The sequence below is a fragment of the Sedimentitalea sediminis genome (genome assembly GCF_042687825.1).
Lineage (GTDB): Bacteria > Pseudomonadota > Alphaproteobacteria > Rhodobacterales > Rhodobacteraceae > Sedimentitalea.
Map to the genome: position 1 here is coordinate 82,257 of NZ_JBHUQE010000001.1, position 21,366 is coordinate 103,622.

13 protein-coding genes and 1 pseudogene are annotated in these 21,366 nt (G+C 62.5%); 1 reads left to right on the forward strand and 13 read right to left on the reverse strand.

Annotation, left to right across the window (positions count from 1 at the left end):
* Positions 1–20: 20 nt before the first annotated feature.
* From ACFMPD_RS00410 to ACFMPD_RS00465, 12 genes and pseudogenes are all read right to left on the reverse strand, one after another.
* Positions 21–644 carry a class I SAM-dependent methyltransferase gene (locus ACFMPD_RS00410; protein ID WP_380990351.1) on the reverse strand — a complete coding sequence of 208 codons (624 nt, stop codon included), beginning with the start codon at positions 642–644 and terminating at the stop codon, positions 21–23.
* 24 nt (positions 645–668) lie between these two features.
* A complete protein-coding gene (gene pssA, locus ACFMPD_RS00415; protein ID WP_380990353.1) occupies positions 669–1,382 on the reverse strand; it encodes a CDP-diacylglycerol--serine O-phosphatidyltransferase in 714 nt (237 codons plus the stop codon).
* A gap of 36 nt (positions 1,383–1,418) precedes the next feature.
* Positions 1,419–2,114, reverse strand: a pseudogene (locus ACFMPD_RS00420) (phosphatidylserine decarboxylase); the annotation flags it as partial.
* A gap of 71 nt (positions 2,115–2,185) precedes the next feature.
* Positions 2,186–2,830: a DUF1523 family protein gene (locus ACFMPD_RS00425; RefSeq protein ID WP_380990356.1), complete on the reverse strand. Its 645-nt coding sequence runs from the start codon at positions 2,828–2,830 to the stop codon at positions 2,186–2,188.
* Between the two features lie 11 nt (positions 2,831–2,841).
* Positions 2,842–3,177, reverse strand: a complete 336-nt coding sequence (locus ACFMPD_RS00430) for a hypothetical protein (protein WP_380990359.1) — start codon at positions 3,175–3,177, stop codon at positions 2,842–2,844.
* Between the two features lie 939 nt (positions 3,178–4,116).
* Positions 4,117–5,217 (reverse strand): flagellar basal body P-ring protein FlgI, encoded by a 1,101-nt coding sequence (locus ACFMPD_RS00435; protein ID WP_380990362.1) that lies wholly within the window; start codon positions 5,215–5,217, stop codon positions 4,117–4,119.
* Positions 5,214–6,221 (reverse strand): flagellar biosynthesis protein FlgL, encoded by a 1,008-nt coding sequence (locus ACFMPD_RS00440; RefSeq protein ID WP_380990365.1) that lies wholly within the window; start codon positions 6,219–6,221, stop codon positions 5,214–5,216. The genes ACFMPD_RS00435 and ACFMPD_RS00440 overlap by 4 nt, the downstream gene beginning before the upstream one ends.
* Positions 6,222–6,224: 3 nt before the next feature.
* On the reverse strand, positions 6,225–7,664 hold the full coding sequence (gene flgK / locus ACFMPD_RS00445; RefSeq protein ID WP_380990367.1) for a flagellar hook-associated protein FlgK: 1,440 nt from the start codon (positions 7,662–7,664) through the stop codon (positions 6,225–6,227).
* Between the two features lie 47 nt (positions 7,665–7,711).
* A complete protein-coding gene (locus ACFMPD_RS00450) occupies positions 7,712–9,013 on the reverse strand; it encodes a flagellar hook protein FlgE (RefSeq protein WP_380990370.1) in 1,302 nt (433 codons plus the stop codon).
* Between the two features lie 91 nt (positions 9,014–9,104).
* Positions 9,105–9,962, reverse strand: a complete 858-nt coding sequence (locus ACFMPD_RS00455; RefSeq protein WP_380990373.1) for a flagellar motor protein MotB — start codon at positions 9,960–9,962, stop codon at positions 9,105–9,107.
* Between the two features lie 146 nt (positions 9,963–10,108).
* Positions 10,109–13,234 (reverse strand): efflux RND transporter permease subunit, encoded by a 3,126-nt coding sequence (locus tag ACFMPD_RS00460; RefSeq protein ID WP_380990376.1) that lies wholly within the window; start codon positions 13,232–13,234, stop codon positions 10,109–10,111.
* 3 nt (positions 13,235–13,237) lie between these two features.
* Positions 13,238–14,392 (reverse strand): efflux RND transporter periplasmic adaptor subunit, encoded by a 1,155-nt coding sequence (locus ACFMPD_RS00465; RefSeq protein WP_380990379.1) that lies wholly within the window; start codon positions 14,390–14,392, stop codon positions 13,238–13,240.
* 325 nt (positions 14,393–14,717) lie between these two features.
* On the opposite strand from ACFMPD_RS00465, the gene ACFMPD_RS00470 reads away from it, so the two are divergent.
* Entirely contained in the window at positions 14,718–20,105 is a 5,388-nt protein-coding gene (locus ACFMPD_RS00470) for a DUF7379 domain-containing protein (RefSeq protein ID WP_380990382.1), read from the forward strand.
* Between the two features lie 54 nt (positions 20,106–20,159).
* Here the strand turns inward: ACFMPD_RS00470 and ACFMPD_RS00475 are convergent, their stop codons facing one another.
* On the reverse strand, positions 20,160–21,242 hold the full coding sequence (locus ACFMPD_RS00475) for a PLP-dependent cysteine synthase family protein (RefSeq protein WP_380990385.1): 1,083 nt from the start codon (positions 21,240–21,242) through the stop codon (positions 20,160–20,162).
* Between the last annotated feature and the right edge of the window lie 124 nt (positions 21,243–21,366).

A 21,366-nucleotide genomic window follows, 5' to 3' on the forward strand; every position in this document is an offset into this window, starting at 1 on the left:
CCAAGGAGCCGGCCCCGCCTTCAGGCGGTCGCCGCTTTTTCCAGGACCAGAAAGGTCATCAGCCCGATCGGCGGCAACGATTGCCGTTCAGCCACCGACAGCGTGTCCTCTTGCAGAATTCGGTTGATATCGAAATCGGAATGCCAGCCCAGCAGATTGGCAAAGGGCGCGGTCATACGCTCGACCACTGCCAGCACTCCAGCTTCGCGGGCGAAATGATTTGTGATGACAACCTTGCCGCCCGGCTTGCAGACGCGCGCCATTTCCGAGACCACCTTTTCCGGGTCGGGCACAACCGAAACGATATGCATCGCCGCGACCACATCGAAATGATTGTCCGGGAAATCCAGGTCGCGGGCATCCATGTTGCGCAGGCTCTTGACGTGATCCAGCTTGCGGTTGCGAACCCTTTCGCGCGCCTTTTGCAGCATTTCCTCGCTGGCATCGACTCCGGTGACCTGCACTTCGGGGCGGTAATGCGGCAGGGACAGGCCGGTGCCGATGCCGATCTCCAGAACCGTCTGCCCGTTGGTATTGATATAGTCCACGGCACGGCGACGCCCCGCCCGTGTGATCGCGCCAAACGTCTTGTCATAAACCGGTGCCCAGCGGGCATAGGATTTCTGTACAGCTGCAATGTCCAAAGCAAAACCTTCGCAATTGTGAATTCATGTATGGGTGGATTTATCTCGGCTCAGCCAGGCCCAGCAGACGCTGGCCGCATAGGCCAGGTCCAACACCGCCAGCGTCGCCCATGGTTGGGTCAGCAGCGCCGCCGCCAGAAAGGCGAATCCCAACATCAAGAACTTGACGCTCTTGCGCGAGACCCGGGCCCTCTTGAACGAGTAGGTCGGGATGCGGCTGATCATGAGCAGGCCGATGCAGATCATGTAGAACCCGATAATTCCGACAGGGATCAGATCGGGATCGTCAAACAGAAAGGACAGGAACATCGGAAACAGAACCAGAAACGCGCCGGCCGGGGCCGGCACACCGACAAAGCGGTTGCCTTTTCGGCCAGCCATCTCGGATTTGTTGTCGATGTTGAACCGGGCCAGCCGCATAACGCAGCTGATGCCAAAGACCAGAACGGCAATCCACGCCGCGCTCTTGGTGCCCTGCAGAGCCCACGCATAGACCACCAGGGCCGGGGCGACACCGAAATTGACACAATCTGCCAGCGAATCCAGCTCGGCGCCAATCGGCGATTCCGATTTCAGCAACCGCGCCAGCTTGCCGTCCAGCCCGTCCAGAACACAAGCCACCAGGATCAGCACCACCGCGGCCTGATACTGGCCCTGAAAACCAAACCTGATGGCGGTCATACCGGCACAGATTGCGGCGATGGTCACCAGATTGGGCAACAGCATGACGACAGGCATGTCGGGGCGCTGGGACGGCCTTTCGTCCCGCATCACTTAAGCGGCGCGCCCGGTGCGGGCGCTCTCGTCGGATCGCAGATCGGCCAAAACCGTTTCGCCGGCCACCATGCTTTGTCCGACGCTGACCATGGGCGCGACTCCCTCAGGCAGATAGACGTCGACGCGCGATCCGAACCGGATCAGGCCAAAGCGCTCACCGGCCATCAGCGGCTGGCCCTCGGTCACAAAGGACACGATGCGCCGCGCGACCAGACCGGCGATCTGCACCACCGCAATCTGACGACCGTCCTGCATGCGCAGACACAGGCTGTTGCGCTCGTTGTCGGAACTGGCCTTGTCAAGCGACGCGTTCAGAAATTTGCCCGGACGATAGGCAACAGCCTCTACCTTGCCGGCGACCGGAGCCCGGTTCACATGGCAATTAAACACGTTCATGAACACGCTGACGCGGGTCAGTTCCTTGTCCGCCATGCCCAACTCGGCCGGCGGCACCGCCGGTTCGATCAGCGACACGATCCCGTCCGCCGGGCTGACGATCAGCCCGTCCCGGATCGGCGTCACCCGTTTGGGGTCGCGAAAAAAATAGTAACACCAGACGGTCAAGCCGACTCCGATCAATCCCAGATAGTCCGAGATCAGGAAAAGCAGCGCGGCAACGACCGCGAAAATCGCAACAAACCGGATACCCTCGGGGTGCATCGGCTTCAGAAAGGTTCCAAGCATGGTCATGGGTGGTGCATTCGCCCTTTGCGTCTGTCGTTTTCATATCGCAGTCGCGATACCTTGATCAACGCGATTATCCGCTACCGCATACCGCGCCCGGACAACCAGCGGCGAAAACGTCCCCGCTTTTCCGCCAGCGAGTCGCCGGCAGCATCCACGCTGTCGCCCAGATCCTGCAGCACCGGATCGATCCGGGCCTGCCGGAACCGGCGCCACCGCACCCAGACCGCCCAGAACAGCGCGGCCAAAACCGTCAGCAGCACAATGTTGAACCAGGGGATCAACCGGGCATCAGGGTCGTCGATCTGGCGGATGCTGACGGCGTTGGGGAAGATCGACAGGAACTCGTTGCGCCAGCCATAGTGCCGGATGGCCACCCATTTCGGGTTTTCCGGCGTCGATTTCAGATCGACGGCCTCGGCCTGCAGGTTCGAACTGTTGACCTTGAAATAGGGCGGCCAGCTCCATCCGGTGTCCTCGTTGCGATAGACCATGACCTTGCCGTTGGCGCGTCGGGTCTGGATGAAAAACACGTCCCGGCCGGTGGTCGTTGAATCGCTGCCGACATCATGCACCGCCCAGAACAGGCTGTTTTCGCCCGGATCGATGCGCTTTTCATAGGTGTCGGTAATCCGTGCGACATCCCGCTGCGGCAACGTATAATGCAGAAAGGCTGCGATCAGCCCCCAGAACAACAGGATCAATGCCCATTTCACATAGCCCATCACGCGACCCCTCACATGAAATTCGTTACGTAGACAAGGATCGCAATCAGCGACAGAGGCACGATGTACACGCCCAGAATCATCTTTCGGCGAAACGATCCATCGTATTTCTGCAGCCCGCGCCGTATAAAAGCCTCGCGCTCGCCTGTCATTCCCTTGCGCTTCCAATGCGCCTCCAGCTTGCGCCTGCGCACGCGGCGTGAATACAGCGACAGTCCGACATAGACAATCGTCAATACGATCAGCAGCATGAACATCAGGCGCAGAAATGGCAGCATCCGGTCTCGCTCCCGCCACGCGGTCATTTCCGCGTAATAGTCCGGTGCTTGCCGGGCCACCGCCGCCAAAGTGGCGGCAATCGGCCAGGGCGCATCGGCATGGGTCCCTGATACCGTCAGTCCGGGCCGACAGCAACACGCGACCGGGCGAGCCGCTAGCATTCGATCATACGGCAGCGCTGACCCCACAGAATGTTCCCTGATGAACAGTCGTGCCGACCGCTGCAATGATCGCCCCATCAGGGCTTTGGCACCGGCGCCATCGTCGGTCCGGCGATCCAGGGCAGGTTGGAATCATGTGGAAAAACGGATCGGCAATGATTTCCGTCCGGGCGACGCGGGCGAAGCCAGACCAGCCCGTTCTCACTCCGGGCTATTCACAGATGCAGCAAAAGACCAAATAGCGGTTTCTGTGGCCCGCCCCTCTCCTGGCACCCGCGCCTTTTGGACAGGTGTTTTCAACGCCATTGCGAATGGTCTTTATTCTGTTCCACGGACATCCGCGCCGGATTGCCTAAAAAGCGCCCGAAGACATGCCCCGGCTTAGTGGGGCGGGGTGTCACCCTGTCCGGCACCTGTTTTCCCCGGAAGAAATGGGTCGCACTGCGCAACCGGCCGGCGCACTGCGCCAAACAATTACCGTACCCCTGTGGCCGGAAACGAAACACGCCGTGTCGGAACGATCGGCAAGATTTGCTGAACAGTCCGGCTCTACCTGCACGCGTCTCCGCCAATGTGCGGACCGGTTGAGCAATGTTCCGGCTTGCCTGGGATCAAGTCACCCCGCGCGTATCCGGTTTCTCGCCGGTGCCCTGCCGGCAATCCGCGCGCATTGCATCTGGCCCCTTTGGGTCAGAATCCGCAGTCGCCCGGCAGCAAGCATCGAAGAGGCAGGAATACTCGAACCCACCGCCACTGGATGCGGCTTTCGCGCGGTTCCGACCAAACTCCGGTTGGTGTTGACGTCAGAAATCCGTCTATCTCTGCCTGACGCTCTTTTTGCAGGGGTCACCGCACCACAAATTCCGCATGCAGAGCACCGGCTGCCTTGAGGCTTTGCAGAATGTCGATCATATCCCGGGGAGACACGCCCAGCGCGTTCAGACCCGACACGACCTCGGCCAACGAAGTGCTTTCCGGAACCTCGGCCAGCGACACCCCTTCTTCGTCATCGATCGACGCCGCCGACCGCGGGACCACCACGGTTTCGCCGTCCGCGAACGGGTTGGGTTGAACCACGGCCGGTGTTTCCTCGATCCGCAGGGTCAGATTGCCCTGCGAAACCGCGACGCGCGACAATCGCACGTCATTGCCCATGACAATCGTACCCGACCGCTGATCCACGACGACCCGCGCCTTGAGCTGCGGCTCAACCAGAATATTCTCAATTCTGCCAATCGCATGGGCAGCCGAAGCCGTGCGCGTCGCCTGGATGTCCAGTTCGACGGTGCCGGAATCCCGCATTGCGGCGACCGAACGGCCGAATTCCCGGTTGATGGCGCGTTCAATCCGACCCGCCGTGGTGAAATCCGGTTCACGCAAAGCCAGGCGCATTGTCGTCAGCGAAGACAGATCGAACTCGATCTCGCGCTCGACCCGCGCACCTGCGGGAATGACCCCGGATGTGGGCACGCCCTGCGTTACCGACGCGGCCTGGCCTTCGGCGACCACGCCGCCTGCCAGGATCGTTCCCTGGGCCACGGCATAGATCTGCCCATCCGCTGCGTTCAGCGGTGTCATGATCAGCGTACCGCCCAACAGGCTGTCAGCGTCGCCGATCGCCGAGACCGTCGTATCGATCTGGCTGCCGACACGGGCAAAGGGCGGCAAGCTGGCGGTTACGATCACCGCGGCCACGTTCTTGGGGCGCAGTTGTTCACCATTCACGTTAACCCCCAGCCGTTCGAGGATGTTCTGCATGATCTCTTCGGTAAAGGGCGAATTGCGCAACCCGTCTCCGGTGCCGTTCAGACCCACGACCAGGCCATAACCGACCAGGTCATTGCCCCGCACCCCGTCGAACTCGACCAGATCTTTGAGCCGGATGGCACCGGCCTGAGCCGCAACCGGCAGAAACAGGCACAAAATCAGCGCTCTCAGCATGGTCATCTCATGAAGTTCATCAGGGACAGTTTCGATGACCGAACGGTCACCGCATACAGGCTTTCCAGTTGGAACTGGGCTTCTTCCAGTCGCGTAGCTGTGTCAAAGGCATCGGCCTGCAGCAACGAACCCCGGGCATATTCCAGCCCGCTGCGCGCCGAAGCGTTCCGCACGCTGACTTCTTGGATACGGGCCTGGGCAAAGCCGAGATCGGCGCGGACACCGGCCAATTCGCCCTGGCTGATCAGCAGCCCGTCGCCGGCAGCGACAAACAGATCCCTTTGGGTCGCACCGCTGAAACCGAGACCGCTTTCGCCTGCCAACGCCACAAGGGCCAGGTTCTTCAATGCATCGCGAAATTCCTGATCCTCGGCTTTGAGCGTGAGGGTGACCTCCTCTCCAGCGCCGATCTGAATGGGTGCCAGGGTCTGATCCGCCCCGGAATACATCACCGCCTTGAAGCCGGCGGGGTCGCTGAACCACGTGTCCACGGCAGCCTCGACCAGTGCCGCCGATCCCAAGCCGGTCACAAGCGGGCGCAGCGCATTTAGCAGATCGTCTGCCGTGGCCATCGGGCTGCGATCCGTCGCGGTACCGGCAAACAGCGTGCGCCCTCCCGCAGACGCGTTCAGGGCCGAGAGTGCGCTTTTCAGATCCTCCGAGGCCTGCAGGCTGAGGTTCCGCTTTACCGGTTCCAACACGATGGGGTTGAGAGATAGCAACGTGTTGCTCAGCGAAGAGGTCAATTCATGCAAGCGTTCGACGCTTTTCTGGGACGCGTCGGCGAACAATGCGGCCTCGCTCGCAGCCACCGAAAAGCCCCCGAGGCGTGTCAGATTGCGGTCAATGTCGGTCAGATAGGAGAAATCTCCGGCCAGTCTGCCGGCCACATCGCTGACCTGTCCCGAGCTCAGTTCATTGGACAAAGTCGAGATCGTCTGGCGGATCTGGGTGCTGCGATGCCGCAGCATCAGGCTTTGCGCCAGATCACCGATAGATGTCATGTTCATGCGTTATAGCCTCAGAAGGGTTTCCATCATTTCGTCAATCGCTTTGATCATGCGTGCATTCGCCCCATAGGCCTGCTCGACGATCATCAGCGTCTGCATTTCGGCATCGGTATCGACACCTTGCGCCAATTCGATGCGCGTGGTTTCGGTTTTCGCCGCCGAAGCAAAGCTCAGGGCACTGTCAGCCGCCGCGCTGTGCTGCGCCGCACGGGACATCAGGCTGGAACTTATTCCGGCGGCCGTAACCAGACCGGTGCCAAAAGCTGTCGACCCAGGAGCGCGCGCCTCGTTCAGAATATCGGAAAACGCGCGCAACTGACGCGCTTCGCCTGGCATGCCGGGACCAGCCGCTCCCAAACCGGCACGCAGCCGCCAGCTGTCGCCCCCCTGCGCGGGATCCACAACCGCATTCAGGCTGAGACGGCCGGAAAGTCCGACTTCGAGCAGCGGATCAAAGGCCGCGCCACCGTCAGTGAACAGCCCGGCATCGCCGGGGGCAGTCGTTGCATCCAGCGATGCGGTCTCGAACCGTTCTATCAAGTCGCGGGCGACCGCATCCAGGTCCGCCTGTGCCGAAACCGCCAGATCGTCGCGAATCTCGAATCCGGCCGCCAGGGTCCCGCCGGAAATCGCGCGCATGTTGACGGAAATGCCGTTGATTTCGAGGCCGGACAAACCGCCGTTGTCGACGGTCATTTCAGGAACCGTGTTGTTTGTTGTCGAAAACCCGAGCGTCGCGGCGGATCCGTCGAGCAGAATCGCGCCGCCATTTGTGTAAAGTGCGATTTGACCGCGATCGCGTTCGGCCAGATTGATCGGAACGATCTCGTTGATTTCGTCCACGAGGACCTGACGCTGGTCCATCAGCGCCGACACGTCGCCGCCGGAATTCATGGTCGTCGCAATCCGCACGTTCAGTGTCTTTACATCCGAAAGCGCAACATTCAAGCGGTCGACCTGTACCCCGATCGAGATGTCGGCCTGGGTGCGCATCTGTCGCAATCCTTCGGCCGCATCGTTGATTGCTGTTGCCAGATCGCCTGCGGCCGCAGCGACTGCGTCCAGCCGCTGAGGCGAGCCGGGATTGCTGGCTGCAAAAAGCAGGCTGTTCTCGAATTCGGTCACGCGCGCGTTAATCGAATTTGAATCAGTCGCAGACCCGACCAGAGTCACGAACCGCGCCTGGAAATCTGCAACCGCCTTTGCATGGCCTTGGTCGGCATCGGCTTCGCGCCGGTTCGCGACCATGGCAGGATCGGAATGCCGCTGGATGCCGACAATTCGAACACCAGGGCCGGTAACCACGGCCGACGCCAGTTCCAGCGAACGACGGGCATAGCCCGGGGTCATGGCGTTGGCGATGTTGTCGGAAACCACACCCGAGGCGCGGCTTGCGGCGGTCAGGCCGGACATCGCACTGTTCAATGCCGAAGATAAGCTCATGGATGTGGCTCCTGTTATTGCGGGTCACCGGAGTTCGGATATGCTGATCACCGCTTGATATTGGTGGTTTCCTGCAGCATCTCGTCGACGGTCTGAATGACCTTGGCGTTCGAGGAATAAGCCCTTTGGGTTCGGATCATCGTGGTCAATTCATTGGCGACGTCGGTCGCCGATTCCTCGCGGGCATAGGCCACAACTTCACCGGTCGGGCCGGCCCCTGCATCCCACATGAAATAACTGCCGCTTTCCGTGGACGGCCGATAGGTCTGGTTGTCCAGAGAGACCAGACCGTTCGGATTGGGCAGGTCGACCAGGGGAATCTGAAAGATGGTCCGCGTCGCACCGTTGTCAAAAGACGCGCGGACAATACCGTTGGCATCAATATCGACGCCCAGCATGTTGCCCACCGGGAAGCCATCCTTGTCGATCGAGATCGGCGCAAACGTATCCGACAGTTGCGACAACCCCCCCTCCAAACCGGGGCCGCCGATACCGATTTCGATGGGTCCGCCATCGACGTTCACGATCATGGTACCGGTCACGCCGTCATAGGCGCCGCCGCTGACGGTTGCCACAGAGGCCAGTTTGCCGCCGTCGGCACGGCTGTCGTCAAAGGTCAGCGTGTATTCGCCAATGACGGCACCGCCGGATGCGGAATCGCGCAGGACCATGGTCCATTCATTCGAGTCGCCCGTCGCCGGGATGGTCGGAGTCATTTCGACCGTCAGGCTTTCCGATGTTCCGGTATTGTCAAAATACTCGATGGACAGGGTATGTGCATCGCCCGTGCCGGACGCATTCGTATCCGTGGCGGGCAGGTTCAGGCTGATATCAACCATCGTCGTGGGCTCGCCGGTGACCTCGTTGACCTTGAGGCGCACCGGTTCCAATCCATCCTCCGTGTCACGCGGATAGCTCGGAATCGTGCCGTCGGCCAGGGCCGGCCAGCCGAGCAGTACCAGACCCGATTCCGATGTCAGATAGCCGTCCTTGTCGGCCCGAAACGATCCCGTCGTCGTGAGCAGCATCTGCTGTTCGCCATCACCGCTGTTGACGTCGCCGTAAGTCGCCACCGGCAGCATTCCGCGGCCGCGCACCGCCAGGTCGGTCGAATTCGATGTCGACACGAGCGGGCCGTTTTCCGAGATCATGCGCTGGTTCGTTGCCCGCACGCCGCCCGCAGAATAGCTGCCGCCGCTTCCGGAAATCACCATCGAATGGAAATCGGTTTCGACGCGCTTGTACCCGTAGGTCGACGAGTTTGCGATATTGTCGGAAATCGACGCCAACCGGCTGGAATTCGCCGAGAGACCGGCGACTCCGGCGTTGAGCGAAGAGGAAATGGACATGGACGCGCCTTTCTGCTGCCTCAATTATCTTGAAGCAACAGCTAGCGGACGCGGGCTTAATATCGCGCTAACAGGTAAAATCCTTTCTATGTTACCGCTTTTGTCCGCGCAGCAGAATGACCTCGATCCGGTTGTTGCGGCTTGCCATCAGATTGCGCACGGCAGGCTTGCGATCCGCATGGCCAGCAACCCGCTGTATGCGTTCCGGCGCGGTGCCCGCTGCTTCGAGCAACAGCCGGGTGCGACCGGCACGCGCCGTGGACAATTCCCAGACCGGACTGTCCGCCAGAACCACCGGATGCGCCCGGATGTGACCGTTCAGGGCCAGATCATTGTCGACCAGACCGGACACGCGCGAGATCATCTGCATCAGATCGCGGAACAGAGGGGTCGGGTTGTCGCTGCCCTCTTCAAACAGCGGCACACCGTCCAGGTCGAACAGCTCGATGATCAACCCCTCGTCGGTGACCCGCGTCACGATATGCTTGAGCGCATCGTCTGACACCATGCTTTCACCGCTGCGACCCAACAGGGCCTCCTCGACCTCTTCCAGCTTTTTCTGTTCGATGGCCGCCAGGCTCTCGTCCATGGACGAGTCCTGGGTTCCGGTCTCGCCGGTCGCCTGTTTGGCGGAATCGGGGTATTTGTTGACCGCGCCGGTTCCGTCCTGCGGCAATTCCTCTTCGGCAAACATATTGGTGCCACCAACGGCACCGTCGCCACCGCCGGATACCCGATTGATCGGCACGGTCGGCGCGAAATAATCCGCCAACCCTTTGCGTTGTTTTTCTGTCGTCGCGTTCAACAGCCACATCAACATGAAAAAGGCCATCATCGCCGTCACAAAGTCCGCATATGCGACCTTCCAGGCGCCACCATGGTGGCCGCCTCCGGCGATAACCTTTTTCCGTTTGATGATGACCGGCGCGACATTTGTCGACGCACTCATCTCCACCACCTTCTATTCACCCAGTCCCGGAGTATCAGGTCGGGCGTTAAGACGGTGCTAACAGGTAAATTTGTCGGGGAATTCCCCCCGGGGATCGGCCCGGTCCCGCCGGCCCGTTGCGGGCCGACGGGATCAGGGCTTGCGGGTCAGGCGTCGGCGGGTGCGCCGCGCCGACCCTTCAAACTCTCGCGCAGACTCTGCATGACAACGTAGAGCACCGGCACCAGGATCACCCCCACCACCGTTGCCGCCAGCATGCCGCCGAACACCGCAACGCCGATAGCGCTCTGGCTGGCCGCCCCGGCACCCGAAGCCATCATCAGCGGCACAACGCCCAACAGGAAGGACAGCGCCGTCATCATTACCGCCCGAAAGCGCTGGCGCGCTGCCTGCAACGCGGCTTCACGGGTGGAGAGACCCGCGGCGCGCTGCTCCATGGCAAATTCGACGATCAGAATGGCGTTCTTGGACGCCAGCCCGATCAGCATGATCATCCCGATCTGGGTATAGAGATTGATGTCGCTGCCCGTCACCATCACTGCGGCCAGCGCCCCAAACAGAGCCACCGTCACGGACAAGAGGATTCCGATCGGCATGGTCCAGCTTTCATACTGCGCCACCAGGAACAGATAGCCGAAGGTCACCGCCATCAGCAGAATGACAACGACCAGCCCGCCGGTGGACAATTGCTGTTGTGCCGTTCCGGTCCATTCGTAGCTGTAGCCGGGCGGCAGAGCGGTCGCAGCCTCTTCCTGCAGCACCTGGATCGCGTCACCCGTCGATAAACCCGGGGCGGGTTCAGCCGTTATGGTCGCTGATCGGAACATGTTGTAGCGATTCAGCAGGACAGGACCCAGAACATTTTCCACGTCCAGCAGGGTGCCCAGCGGCACCATCTCGCCGCTCTGCGAACGGACATAGAGCAGCTTGATGTCCTCGACCTTGTCCCGATAACTGCCGTCGGCCTGTATCATCACCCGGTAGACACGCCCGAACAAGTTGAAATCATTCACGTAATAGGAGCCGAGATAGGCTTGCAGCGTCTGAAATACCTCGCTGACCGCGACATTCAGAGTTTTCGCCTTTTCCCGATCCAGATCGACAAAGACCTTGGGCACATTGGCCCGGAACGTGGTGTAGGCCTGGGCGATTTCCGGACGCTGGTTGGCCGCATAGACCAGAGAGCCCAGCGCGGCGGACAGGTCCTGTGCGCTGCCGCCGCCGGTCTGCTGCACCTTCATCTCTACGCCGGCGCTCATGCCCAGACCGGAAATGGGCGGCGGGTTGAACGCGATGACACTGGCGCTGGCCTCCTGTCCGGCGATCCCGAAAATCTGCCGCAGGACCCCATCGGCGCTCAGCTCGGGGGTCTGGCGATCATCCCATGGCTCGAGATTGACGATCACCATCGCGCCGTTGGACGCGGACCCGTTGAGCAGGCTGAACCCGTTGACGACGATGGTGCTTGCCACGCCGGGTATCTGCCGCAGTTTGAGGTCGATCCGGTCGGTTACGGTTTCCGTACGCCCCAGCGATGCGGCATCCGGCAACTGCACGTCGACAAACAGATAGCCGCTGTCTTCGGAGGGCAGAAAACCCTTGGGCAGCGCCGTCATCAGACCGCTGGTTCCGAAAAGAATCGCGCCGATGATGGCCAGTCCGATCAGCGGCAAACGCACCAGGCGACGCACGATCCCGACATATCCGTCGCGCAGGCCGCCGATGCCTCTTTCGAACACCGCCAACAGGCCCTTTGGCGGGCCGGAACGCGGTTTCAGGATCAAGGCGCACAAAGCCGGTGACAGGGTCAGGGCGTTGATCGAGGAAATCACCACCGCCACCGAGATCGTCACCGCGAATTGCGAATAGAGCCGCCCGGTAATGCCGGGCATGAATGTCACCGGCACGAAAACCGCCAGCAGAACCAGAGTTGTGGCGATGACCGGCCCGGAAATCTGAACCATGGCTTTCTTGGCGGCTTCGGGCGGGCTGAGCCCCTCGTCGGCGATCAGGCGTTCGACGTTTTCGACCACGACGATGGCATCGTCCACGACGATGCCGATGGCCAGAACCAGCGCGAACAGCGAAATCGTGTTCAACGACATGCCAAAGGCCAGCAGAAAGGCAAAAGTGCCGATCAGCGACACCGGAATCGCGACGGCCGGTATGACCGTGGCCCGGAAATTGCCCAGAAAGACGAACACGACCGAAATCACCAGAATAAAGGTCAGGATCAGGGTCGAGATGACATCGTTCAGCGACTGCTCGACAAATTTCGTGGTGTTGAACGGCACCGAATATTCCACGTCGTCGGGAAAGACGCGCGACAGACGGTCCAGTTCGGCCAGGACCGCGTCAGACACCGCCAGCGCGTTTTCGCCGGGGGCCTGATAGATAGCAAGAACCGTGGCCGACTCGCCCTGATAGCGGCCGGACGCCGAGTAGAAACTTGCGCCCAGCTCGACCTTTGCGACATCACGCATGCGCACGATGCTGCCCGCCGCGCCGGTGCGGATGACAATGTTCTCGAACTCCTTGACCGATTTCAGGCGGCCTTTCGAGGTGATCGTGTATTGAAACTGCTGGTCTCCGGGCACCGGCGGTGAACCGATCTGCCCCGCCGAGACTTCGAGATTCTGTTCCCGGATCGCCGCGATCAGATCGCCCGGAGTGATCCCCAGCCCGGCCATCCGCTCCGGGTCCAGCCACATCCGCATGGCGTATTTGAAATCAGTCAGAACCTCTGCCTTGCCGACGCCCTTGATCCGGGCCAGCGCGTCCTTGAGGTTGATCGAGGCATAGTTCGACAGGAAAACCTCGTCATAGGTGCCACCGGGCGAGGACAGCACCGCCACCAGCAACATGTTGGTGCTGGCCTTCTGGGTGACCACACCGGACGATGTGACCTCGGCGGGCAGGCTGGACGAGGCTTGGGCAACGCGGTTCTGCACATTGACCGACGCAATATCGGCGTTGGTGCCGACCTCGAACGTCACGGACAGGGAATACGAACCATTGTCAGTGCTGTTGGAGGACATGTAGATCATGTCGTCGACACCGTTCACCTGCGCCTCGATCGGCGCGGCGACAGTGTTTTCGACGGTTTCCGCGTTGGCACCGGTGTAGTTGGCTTTGACTTCGACGACCGGGGGGGTGATGTCGGGGAATTGTTCGACCGGCAGAACCAGGTAACCGATCATGCCCATAATCGTCAGGACCAGCGAGATGACCATCGCCATCTTGGGCCGGGTGATGAATACAGAGGAAAACACCGGTTATTTCTCCTCTTGGGAGCCGGCGAGGATGGCATCGACCTGTACCCCCGGACGAACCCTTTGCAGGCCCTCGACAATCACGCTTTCGCCCTCTTGCAGCCCTTCGGTCACGATGATGGCCGCGCCGACCGGTTTGCCGGTCTCGATATAGCGTTGTTCCACCATCTGCTGGGCGTTGACCACCAGCACGAAATCGCCGCGCTGGTCCCGCTGCAGCGCCGCCTGAGGCACCAGCAGGCTGAGCGTCGGCTGCAAGGCCGCGATCCGGACCTGCAGAAATGCCCCGTCCAGGATCAGCCGTCGGGTGTTCTCGAACTCGGCCAGCAGAGAAATCGTGCCGGTCGTCGGAGAAATCCGGTTGTCCAGAAAGATGATCTTGCCGGGTTCTTTCAGTTCGGTGCCGTTGGGCAATGTCAAAAAGACATCCGGCGTCTGCTCCATCGACGCCAGATCGGCGGCATTGGTCTCCAGCGTCTCCAGCACATCGCCAAGCTGTTTTTCACTCAGCGAGAACCGCACATAGATCGGTGCTTCGCGCACCAGCGTGATCAGCGCACCGGAATTCGGATTGACCAGTTCGCCGACACTGACCGACGAGCGCCCCACACGCCCGGAAAACGGTGCGTGAATCTCGGTATAGCTCAGCTCCAGTTCCGCCTGGCGGATCGCCGCCTTGGCCGATTTCACCGCCGCCTCGGCGCCCAACTCGTTGGCGCGGGCAATGTCACGCTCGGATTCCGGCGCCGAGCCGCGTGCCAGCAACTCGGCCTTGCGGCCCAGTTCGATCGTGGCCAGTTCCAGGTTGGCCTCGGCTTTTCCCAAATCCGCTTTGCGGGCCTCCAGCGTCGCGACATAAGAGTCCGGTTCGATGCTATACAGCAGGTCGCCCTTCTGAACGGTCGCACCGTCCTGAACCTTCACTTCCTGAACAAATCCGCTGACCCGCGCCACGATATCGACCTGATCGATCGCCTCGCCCTTGCCGATCATCACCGCTTCTTCGGTGATTTCCTCAGAATAGGCCGCCGCGATCGACACTTTCGGCGCCGGGGCTTCGGACTGATCTTTGGTCTGGGCCGCAAGCGGGCCGGCGGCGGTGGCGGTCAGCAGACTCAGCGCCGCAATCCATGACCGGGCAGAGTGAAAAGACGTCATGGGCCAGATACCTTTTATTGCAGAAACGGGGCGAAAACGATTCGGCCGGTGGGACAGCTTGCTGGCATCCGGTCCGCCGGGGCATCCGCCAAATTGTCTGCCCGGCCAGTCATGCTTTGCGCCGCCTTTCGGGGGGTCGCTTGGTTTCATTGACACTTTTTTCACTGCACCCTGCAGCTGTCAACGGCAAATGCCGCGCCGGAACGGGCCGCAGAACCGCAGTCCGGCCCGCCGGATTTGACGCAGCGCAACCACCGTGAGTAGAGTTAACCATTGGTTAATTCACCTATTTGCCCGGATCATCCGACCGGCGAGGAGCAATGATATGGCGCGTATTTTTCTGCCGGGTCAGCCGGATTCCGATGTCGAAAAGAACGTTGTCTGGCCACCGCAATTGTCAGGCGTGATGACCGGCAAGGTCATCGGAGCCGGGCGCATCGACCAAGCCCGCGGCGCCGAAGACCAGACCGGCATGTTCGCCGTGCCGGATGCCAAGCCCACCGACATCGTCGAAATCGAATTGCAGGACGGTCTCAAGATCTGGCAATCGGTGGCAGATACCGAAACCGATTTTCAGGCCGCTGTCAGCCGGTCGATCGCGGATCAGGGATTGTTGCTGCCACGGCAACTGGTCTTTGAGGGTCCAGGCCGCCCCAGCCGCGGCCTGGGCCGGCATCTGGTGCGCGCGGTGCGTATCCTGCGCGGCGATCCGGTGGGACAGCTGGGCAAGAATGCGGCCCTGACGCTGGCGCGCAAGATCGAAGACACGATTTCGCCGGGCTTTTATCGCTGCGACCGCCGGGTCACCGACGGAACCGCCCAGATTGCGCTGGACCCGGTCGACTCCGGTGACATTACCGCCGGCCAGCCCATTCTGGTTCTGGTGCACGGGACGTTTTCCAGCACCCAGGGCAGTTTCGGCGAACTGGCCGCCGCCCCCGCCGCCGACGTCTGGCGGCCGTTGGAATCCGCCTATCCCGGCGGCATCTATGCCCTGGAACACCGCTCGGTCACGGAAAGTCCGGTCAGGAATGCCACCGACCTGGTCAACGCTCTGCCCAGCGGTGCACAGCTCAGCCTGATGACGCATTCGCGCGGCGGCATGGTCGCCGAACTGGTCAGCCGGGCGGCACGGCGCGACCTGGCCGACACCGGCGCCGTCGATGACGTCGATCTTGAAATCTTTCGCAAGGCCAAGGGCCGGACCGCCCAGGTGAGCGAGCTGGAAGCGCTGCGCGATGCATTGGCGACCAAGGCGCTGCAGGTCGATCGTGTGATCCGCGTCGCCGGCCCTCTGGCGGGCACGACGCTGGCCTCGGAACGACTGGACCGCTATCTGTCCGTCGCCCTGAACGTGTTCGAACTGATCCCGATTCTGGGGCGCAGCGGTGCCGCCGATCTGCTGAAATCCTTTCTGATGGCCTTTGTCCGCACCAAGGCCGACCCCAGCACCCTGCCCGGGCTTGAAGCAATGATGCCGACCAGCCCGCTGACCCGGATGCTGAACCGGCCCGACGTGATCCACGACAACCGGCTGCGGGTGATCGGGGGCGACACCGAAGGAACTGGCATCCTGCGCCGCCTGGGCGTCTTGGCGGCGGACCTGTTCTTTCGGGCGGATCACGACTTTGTCGTCGACACCGCCTCGATGACCCGCGGCGGGCCGCGCGGCACGCCGACAAAACCGTTCCTGGTGCAGGGCCCCGAGGTGTCGCATTTCAGCTATTTCTTCAACCCGACCTCGCGGCGCGAGATCGTCGGGGCGGCGGTCGAGCGCGACGCCGGCCTGCTGGATCCGGTCCCGGCCCGCGGGTCCCGGCCGGCAGCGGCCGGGGTCGAACCCGAGGATTTCCCCGAGCTTGTGTCGCGGGCCGGTTCGAACGCACCGGTCTGTTTCGTCCTGCCCGGCATCATGGGCAGCCACCTGCACCAGCGGAACCGGTGGATATGGACCAACCCGCTGCAGATCATCTTTGGCGGTCTGGACCGGATTCGCATCGAAAAGGAAGACGTCAGATCCACCAAACCGGTCGGCAGCCATTATTGGGATTTGTGCCGGTTCCTGACCCGCAGCCACCGGGTCATCGCCTTTGACTATGACTGGCGCCTGTCGATCCTGCAACAGGGCCATGACGACCCGGCGCGCAAGCTGGCAAAGCTGGTCGAGGCCGAACTGGACCGCAGCGACCGGCCGATCCGGTTTCTGGCGCATTCCATGGGCGGGCTGGTGGTGCGGGCGATGTTCCATGCCCGGCCCGACCTGTGGAACCGGGTCAAGCTGCGCACCGGCAGCCGTTTCGTGATGCTGGGCACGCCCAATGGCGGGGCCTTTTCGATGATGCACACGCTGCTGGGGCGCGCGCGCGCGGTGCGCAATCTGGAATTGGCGGACGGCAAACATGATCTAAAGGAATTGACGGGCATCGTCGCCGGGTTTCACGGCGCCCTGCAATTGCTGCCCAACGCCGAGAATGGCCGCTATGTCAGCGATGCCTTCTGGGACCAGTTGCACTCGTTGCACGGAGCCGACTGGGTCAAACCGGCCCGCGATGCGCTGCAGATTGCCCGCGACGGACAACATGTGCTGAGCGCGCACAGACTGGATCCGGACCTGACCTGCTATGTTGCCGGTGTCGGGGCCGAGAACACCATCTCGTCGGTGCGGCTGGACCCGGGCGCGCAGGGCGCGGAGCGGATCCGCTTTTTCGCCACGCCGCAGGGCGACGGCACCGTTACCTGGCAATCGGGCATCCCCGAGGACATCCCGCATTGGTATGTCGATGCCGTGCATGGCGACATGCCGCGCGAGAAAGACGCCTTTCCTGCCTATCTCGAACTTCTGGAAACCGGCACGACCGCGCTGCTGAGCCGGCAGCCGCCGCGCAGCAGCCGCGCGGGGGCGGTCACCGAGATTGAAGTCATCGACGACCCGATCGAGTTGTATCCCGATCATGACGCGATCGTCAGCGATTTCATCGGCGCCCGGCGTCCCATGGCCGCAGCCGGCGCGGTGCCGGATACCCGCACCCGGGTGTCGGTGCTGCATGGCAACCTGCGCTTTGCCCCCAACCCGGTGATGGTGGGCCACTATATCGACGATCCGATGATGGGGGCCGAGGCAGCGCTGGACCAGTGTCTGGACAACCACCTGTCCCGGGTCCGCGATCTGGGCCTGTATCCCGGCAAACTGGAAACCTGCGAAGTCATCCTGCGCGAAGGCCGCGCCCCGGGCGGCGCTATCGTCGTCGGCCTGGGCGAATATGGCGAACTGTCGCCCGGGCGGCTGAAGGACACGTTCCAGCAGGCGGTGCTGCGCTATGGGCTGGCCGCACAGGAGCAGCGCAAGGCGCAAGAACGCCCCGGCGAAACGCCCCGTCCGCTGGGCCTGTCGACCCTACTGATCGGCCACAAGGGCACCAACATGACGGTGCAGCAAAGCGTCGAGTCGATCCTGCAGGCCGTCGCCGAGGCCAATGCGATTCTCGCCGACACACCGATCCGGGAATTGCAGTTCATCGAATTGTTCGATGACACCGCCTTTCAGGCCGCCAGCGCGCTGGACAATGTACGCGCCCTGGGCCGCATGGGGCAGACCTTTGAATTCGACGGCGAAATCCATCGGCTGCAGGACGCCAGGGTGCGCACGCGCTATGGCCGCCAAAAGGACTGGTGGCAGCGCATCAGCATCACCCAGAGCAGCGAGGACCCGAACCGCCTGAACTATGTCGCCGTCACCGAGACCGCGCGCTCGCCGCATCAGGTCACCGTGGTGCAGCCGCGCGCCCTGCAGCACCTGCTGACCCAGCGCAGCGACGGCACCGCCACCTCGCGCGATGTCGGCAAGCTGCTGTTCGAACTGCTGGTGCCGCGCGCGCTCAAGACCTTTGCCCGCGACAACCAGAACATCTTGCTGGAACTGGACCGGCACACCGCCTCGTATCCCTGGGAACTGATGGAGGACGATTTCCGCACCTTCGATTTCACCGGCACGCGGCGCAACGGCACCGACGTCGGCGAGACCGAGATCGAACCGCTGGTCACCCGCGCCCCCGTGATCCGCAAACTGATCACACCCGGGCCGAAAATTCCGCGCGCCACCACCGGCACCGCGTTGGTCGTCGGCGACCCGGAAAGCGATCTGCCGCCCCTGCCCGGCGCCCAGGCCGAAGCCGCCGAGGTCGCGGCCCAGCTGGCCAAGGCCGGTTGGTCACCGCGTCACCTGTCCCGCCCCAAAAACGGCTTTGACGTCATCAAAGAGATGATGCTGCACCCCGCCCAGCTGATCCACCTGGCCGGACACGGGGTCTATGCCTCGGACCGGCATGCGCGTACCGGCATGGTGTTGGGCCGGGATCTGTTCCTGAGCGTGCCGGAGATCCAGCAGATGCGCTATGTGCCCGATCTGGTGTTCCTGAATTGCTGCCATCTGGGGCACGTGCCGGGCACCGAGGTCAACGAGATCGCCGCCAGCCTGTCGGTGGCCTTTATCCAGCGCGGCGCCCGTGCCGTCGTTGCCGCGGGCTGGGAGGTGGACGACACCGCCGCCAGCCTGTTCGCCCGCAGTTTTTATGCCGAGATTCTGTCGGGTCGCAAATTCGGAAAGGCCGTGCATCTGGCTCGGCGGCAAGTCTTTCAGGCGCATTCCGACACCAACACCTGGGGCGCCTATCAGTGTTATGGCGATCCGGATTACCGGTTCCGCGAAACCGCCACCCGTGCAGGGCGGAGCCGCCGCCAGATGCGGTATTACTCGGTGCAGCACGCCACCAAGGCGGCGCGCAACATCGCCGAAAGCGCGGCCAGTGGCCGGGCCGGGCGCGATGCGTTGATGGCCCGGCTGGCCGGCATCGAATCCAGCGCCAAGGACTCGTGGACAACCGATGGCAATTGGTGTGCCGCCATGGGCAAAGCCTATGCCCGCATCGACGCCTTTGATCTGGCGATCCCGCATCTGGAACGGGTTTTGGCGCAACCGGATTCCGCTGGATCGCTGCAGACCATCCAGCGGCTGCAGGACCTGCGCGTGCGTCAGGCCTGCCATGTCTGGCAAAACAGTCCGGACGCCGCCACCCGCAGGGCGACGGCGGCAAAACTGCGCGATGCGGTCGATGCGGCCCTGTCCTGCTACGACAAGCTGGACGCGCTGACCGATGATGTCAGCACGCCGCGGCGCGAATGTCTGCGGGGCGCAGCGCAGGCGCATTTGGCACGGGTTCTGTCTGGTGCTGCCCGCAGCGCGACGTTGCAGGCCATGACCGACAGCTATGCCTCGGCGATGCGGTTGAGCCATGCCCGCGATCCGGACCGTCTGGACCTGTTTGCCGCCATCCACTGGCTGACCGGCGTCATCCTCGGCGGCGCTCCGCACATCGACGCGGCGACGGTTGCGGTCTGGCTGGACCGGATAGAGGATGAGAGCATCCGGCAGGATCGCGCGCGCCCCGGCTTCTGGACCGCCGTGGTGCAACCGCAGATCCAAATCCTGCGCGGCCTGCACGACCCGGCATGCGCCGACGAAACCCGGCTGGACGGGATCCGCCAGATGATCGACCGCGCCTGGCAACGCGGCGGCGCGTATCGGCAGGCGCTGGCCCTGCGCCAACAGCTCGCATTCATGCGCGACATGCGAGATCGGGACGACCGCAAAACCGGCGAATGGCTGGACAAGATCGAACGTCATGTCGCCGACATCACACCCGGCTCGCGCATCTGAAGTTGACCCGGGTGGGGCGCGCTACATCCTTGCGCGGATCCCGGCGCGCTCTGATCAGCCCATCTGGTATCCGGGGGTGGACAGCGAGATCGAGTTTTCCTCGTCATCCATGTCCTCGGGAATGCCTTCAAACAGGGGCGTGGACAAGTACCGTTCGCCGGTGTCGGGCAGCATCGCCAGGATGACCGATCCGGGTTCGGCCCGTTCAGCAACACCCATCGCCACGCCAAAGGTGGCGCCGCCGGAAATGCCGGTGAAAATGCCCTCTTTGCGCGCCAACAGCCGCGACCAATCGACGGCCTGAGGCCCGGCAATCGGGATCAGGTCGTCGTAGTATTTGCCGTCGATCGCCTCTTGCAACACCGACGGAATGAAATCCGGGGTCCATCCCTGGATCGGATGCGGCTCAAACGCCGGATGGCTGGCGGCGGGCGCATTGCCGGCGCCACGTTCCTGCGCATGACCGCTGCCCAGCAATTGGGCATTGGCCGGTTCGGACAAAATGATCTTTGTCTCCGGACGCTCCTTGCGCAGCACCCGCCCGACCCCGGACACAGTCCCGCCCGTACCATAACCCGACACCAGATAATCCAGCCGCTGGCCATCGAAATCGGCCAAGATCTCGCGCGCGGTGGTGGATTGGTGGATATCGGCATTCGCCTCGGTCTCGAACTGGCTGGCCAGGAACCAGCCATGGGCTTCGGCCAGCTCGACCGCCTTGCGATACATGCCGAACCCTTTTTCGGCGCGCGGTGTCAGCACGACCCGCGCCCCCAGCATCCGCATCAGCCGGCGACGTTCGATGGAAAAGCTGTCGGCCATGGTGACAACCAGCGGATAGCCCTTTTGCGCACAGACCATGGCCAGACCAATGCCGGTATTGCCGCTGGTGGCCTCGACCACCGTCTGGCCGGGCTTCAGCGTGCCCGCCCGTTCCGCCGCCTCGATGATGTTCACCGCCAGCCGGTCCTTGACCGAGGCCGCCGGATTGAAAAACTCGGCCTTGACATACATCGTCACGTGATCGGGACCCAGGTTGTTGACCCGGATCACCGGGGTATCGCCGATCGTGTCCAGCACGCTGGAAAACAAGCGCCCGCGTCCGCGGGTGGTTCTGATTTCGGAATTCTGGTCCATCTGTGCGTCCTTTCAAAATGGCATGAATCGGCAATGCTCCTGCGGCGATGGTGCCTTGGAAACCCGGCCGGGGCTAGCCCCCCATAATCCGGTTCGCGATTTCGCCGGGCTGGTCAATGCGCTA